We start from the raw sequence: 4,521 nt of genomic DNA, 5'->3' as shown, positions 1-4,521 counted from the left end.
TCGTATTTTCATTGCCATAAACATAAAACGAGAGAAGACAAGTCCTGTCCTCTCTCGGTGTTAAATTGGTCAACCCACTACAGTTGACAAAGAGCCTAAATTCCAAACCCTTTTTTAGATATCCTGAGATTTATTCCTCACGTTTTTTAAAGCCAAAGGCTCCTGCAAGGCCAGCAGTCAATGCAATCAGACCAGCGAATAAACCAGTTGTAGCATCAGAGTCACCTGTGCTTGGTAATGTTTTCTTAGCAACTACACCTCTTGGCCCATCTTGAGCAAGTGGTTTAGTTTCTTTGTTACCATTTGAAGTTGTAGTCGTTGTACCTGAATTATCTTCAACTACAATTGTAACTTCTGAAAGATCAGATTTGTTGCCAAACTCATCTTCTGCATAGGCTGTAAAGTCAGAATCTGCTTTGATGATATCTCCGTTAATTGCAACGATAACCTTACCATCTACAGAAACAATCATAACATCATCCGTTACCACATCACCTGATGTTACCCATTGTCCAGAAGCATCTTTATAGGCAACAACAGAACGTGTTTGATTGTTGTTATCAACAAACTTAATTGTCAAACGAGTCGCATACTCTGGAGCTTGTACAAGGATATAACCTTCTTCATCACCAATGGCTGGTTTTGAAATTTCGCGCTTGTTTGAAGCTGTAGTAGTGGTGGTAGTTGTTGTAGTTGACGCTACTGTGGTTGACTCAGTGGTCGTCGCTGTAGTCGTTGTAGTTGGCGCTACTGTGGTTGACTCAGTGGTCGTCGCTGTAGTTGTTGTGGTTGCTGTAGTCGTTGTAGTTGGCGCTACTGTGGTTGACTCAGTGGTCGTCGCTGTAGTCGTTGTGGTTGGCGCCACTGTGGTTGACTCAGTGGTCGTCGCTGTAGTCGTTGTGGTTGGCGCTGCTGTGGTTGACTCAGTCGTTGTCGCTGTAGTCGTTGTAGTTGGTGCTACTGTGGTTGACTCAGTGGTCGTCGCTGTAGTCGTTGTGGTTGGCGCTACTGTGGTTGACTCAGTGGTCGTCGCTGTAGTCGTTGTGGTTGGCGCCACTGTGGTTGACTCAGTCGTTGTCGCTGTAGTCGTTGTAGTTGGTGCTACTGTGGTTGACTCAGTGGTCGTCGCTGTAGTCGTTGTAGTTGGCGCTACTGTGGTTGACTCAGTGGTCGTCGCTGTAGTCGTTGTAGTTGGCGCTACTGTGGTTGTATTATCCGAACTACCATTAGCCCTTGCTTTCAATGCTTCAAAACGAGCATTAAGTGCTGCAAGTTGTTTTTTGGCACCAATAGACTTTGAACCATTTGTTGCATACCCTTGAGCCTCTACCGCATTTTCAAGATAGATTTCTACAAGTTCAGTATCATTATCATTGAGCGCATTTTCCAAATCATCCATGGCAGACTCAAAACTCAATAGAAGTTCTTGTTCTTCAGCACTTGGAATTTCTTCATCCTCCTCAGGAGGCGTTGTATCATCAGCAGCGTAAGCTGTCAATAGATGAGAGTTCAAGGTGTAGATAGGAGTCGTTAAAGTTCCTCCCAAAAGAACAGCAAGGGCAGCCAATAAGGCCTTCTTATTATTTTTCATCCAAATTCTCTTTCTCTTTCATATAGCAAATAATGCAGGGAAAGAAGAGCTGTTTCAAACTCTTCTATCCTGCTTTATTTACTTCTGAGCTTAGGCTTCTCTTTTCTTTTTCGCAACTGCGTAAAATCCAAGAGTACCAAGTCCGATAAGGGCTCCAAGGAGACCAAGTTCTGACGATTCTTCACCAGTCTTAGGCAACTCTGTTTTCTTCTTAGACGTTGGAGTCTTAGGAGTTGGTGGAGTTGTTGGTGGAGTTGTCGGAGGTGTCACTGGAGTTGGTGGAGTCACCGGTGTTGGTGGAGTTGTTGGTTTTGGTGGAACAACTGTAACCTTGTTAGTCTTCTTAGTAAGTTTGTCACTAGGATCATGGTTAAACTGTACGGTAGCAGTATTATCGATACCATCTTTGAAATGAATATCTTTCAAGGCCTTAACATCCTTGATTTCTGAGTAGATAATCACGTTCACAGTGTAACCTTTCAGAGCTTCCATCGTGTACTCATCTGAGAAGTCTACCGTTACATTTTGTCCATCAACCTTGATTGTTCCGCCAAGAGCCACAATCGCTTCAGCGGTCAACTCACCCTTGTCATTGACTTTCGCCAATTGGGCAAGTTTTTCAGCAACCTTCGTTTGTTTCTCTGTTGCTTTTTCAAGAGCTTTTTCAGCTTCTGTTACAACTTTCTCTTGGTTCGTGATGTCAACCTTGAGTTCAGCTGCATTCTTAGCTTCGGAGACAGCTTTTTCAGCTGCTGCAAGTGCTTCCTTAGCTGTTGCCAACTGCGCTTGATGATCAGCCAAGACTTTTTCTTGTGCGGCAATAGCAGAGCTATTGTCAGCTACAGTCGTAGTCTCAGTTGATTCAGTCGTTACAGTAGCATCTGTCGATGTTGTTTCAGCTACAGTAGTTGTTGTTGCTTCAGCTTTAAGAGCATCGAGCAAGTACTGATCTTGAGTGATTTGTGCTTCAAGGTCTGCAACTGCTTGTTTTGCTGCTTCAAGGTCTGCAAGAGCTCCGCTATTGTCAGACGCATTCTTCAACTCTTCAAGCTTAGCTTTAGCTTCATCGAGAGCTTTTTGAGCTTTCTCAACATCTTCATCGATGTAGTTAGCTGTTGCCTCTGGTGTACCTGTAATCTTAACAGCAATACCAGATTCCTTCACAGTGAAGAGATTATTCAAGGTGTCGGTCACAGTAATGCTTGTCAAGTTTTGACGCTTGTCATCAGCTTCATCAGAAGGTACTACTGCTTTGATATCAAAGCGGAAGGCTTCTGTTTGTTCAGCAAGAGCCAAATAGAGGGCTTGTTCACGTCCTTCAACGCGACTAACGGTCTTCACAGGTTTCTCTGGAGTTGGTTGTTCTGGTGTTGGTGGAGTAACTGGTGTTGGTGGTGTTACAGTAACAGGTTTAGTTGGCTTGTTGCCATCCTTGCCATTGCTATCCTTATAAGTTACGGTAGCCGTGTTAGGGATATTTGGCGTTGTCACACCTGACTTAATGTAAGCTGGGATGTAAAGTTGAATTTCTTTCGCACCTGCCAACTTAGCAAAGTTCGTTACTTCAGCCTTAACAAAGTTTCCGTCAACGGTTACCTTAACAGCATCTGATACATAACCATCAACATAAGCAACCACATCACCGTTGATTGCAAGCTCATTATCAAGCGTATCGGTCACTACGTAAGATTGGTAGGTTGCAATATCTGATGGAAGAGATGCATTCACATTGTACATGTAAGAAGTGTTCGTATCAATATCTAAGTGATCAAGTGTTTTGTTAATCTTCTTAGAAATGGTTGGTTCTTCTGGTGTTGGTGGTACCACAGGAACAGTATTTGAATCCTTCTTAGTAGATGGGTCGTTGTTAATGATGTAGCTTGCTGTGTTTGGTACACTTGTCACACCATTAGCCATGTAAGGTGTCAAGTCAGCGCCATCTTTAACACGAGCTTGGAACTCAACATGAACAGCTTTACCAGCTTGTGCCTTAACTTGTTTCTTAGTCAAGGTTACGGTTACAGTTTGGCCATCAATTGCGATTTGATCCGCAGCGACAGCTTTGCCATCAACCGTAGCAGTGACATCACCTTCAAATCCAAGGACAGATTCAAGCGTATCCGTTACTTGGAAGGCAAAGGCACCTGTTGGAACAGTCGTATCGATTGTGTAAGTGAACACTTCGTTACGAGTTGCCAAGTTTGCATTTTCGGCACCATTTACTTTCTTAGTAATTGGCGGTGTATTTGGAGTTGGAGGCGTTACAGTTACAGGTTCAGTTTCTTTTGAGTTAGAAACGTTAAACTTATTCGTGTAATCAACCTTAGCCGTATTTGGAATGTTTTGACGGTTTACACCCTCTTTGATTTGTGATGTGATCACTAATTCAACTTCTTTACCTGCAAAGGCTTTAGCTGCTGCAAAATCTGTGATTGTAGCAGTCACGGTTTGTCCGTCTACTGTTACATTGAAGAATTTAGCGGCATCACCTGTGATAGTTGGTGTACCTTGAATAGTCAAATCGTTATCCAATGTATCGGTAATTACATAAGACTTGTAAGAAGCGATATCAGTTGGAAGGGTTGACTTAAGATTGTAGTTGTAATCAGTCTCAGTATCAACATCAAGGTGATCCAAGGTTTCATTAATCTTCTTAGAGATTGTTGGATCTTCACCTGGAGGGGTTACCGTAACTGGCGGTGTTGGAGGTGTATCCTTAGGCGGTGTTTCACCGTCTGGATCTTCTTCACCATCAACGATTGGCGTGTTACTGAAGGTAATCTTAGCCGTGTTAGGGATGTTCTGACGAGTCACGCCTGCACGGATTTGCGATACAATCACCAACTCAACTTCTTGACCGGCAATCGCTGCCGCTGCCTTGAAGTCCTTGATGGTTGCGGTCACAACTTGACCTTCTACCTTCACATCGA

2 protein-coding genes are annotated in these 4,521 nt (G+C 43.5%); both read right to left on the bottom strand.

The genetic code is table 11. The features are described 5' to 3' along the window. Positions 1-130 precede the first annotated feature (130 nt). Entirely contained in the window at positions 131-1,591 is a 1,461-nt protein-coding gene (locus tag ACFORF_RS03015) for an LPXTG cell wall anchor domain-containing protein (protein ID WP_380425368.1), read from the bottom strand. Between the two features lie 90 nt (positions 1,592-1,681). Continuing rightward, positions 1,682-4,521 (bottom strand): isopeptide-forming domain-containing fimbrial protein (locus ACFORF_RS03010; RefSeq protein ID WP_380425366.1); only part of this gene is annotated, 2,840 nt, incomplete at its 5' end.

Origin of the sequence: Streptococcus caprae (genome assembly GCF_042649745.1) — a bacterium.
Lineage (GTDB): Bacteria > Bacillota > Bacilli > Lactobacillales > Streptococcaceae > Streptococcus > Streptococcus caprae.
This window is presented reverse-complemented; position numbering and strand designations above follow the sequence as displayed.

Excerpts from the sequence above, each read along its gene's own strand:
- ACFORF_RS03015 (WP_380425368.1), bottom strand. The coding sequence starts at position 1,591 with ATGAAAAATAATAAGAAGGCCTTATTGGCTGCCCTTGCTGTTCTTTTG.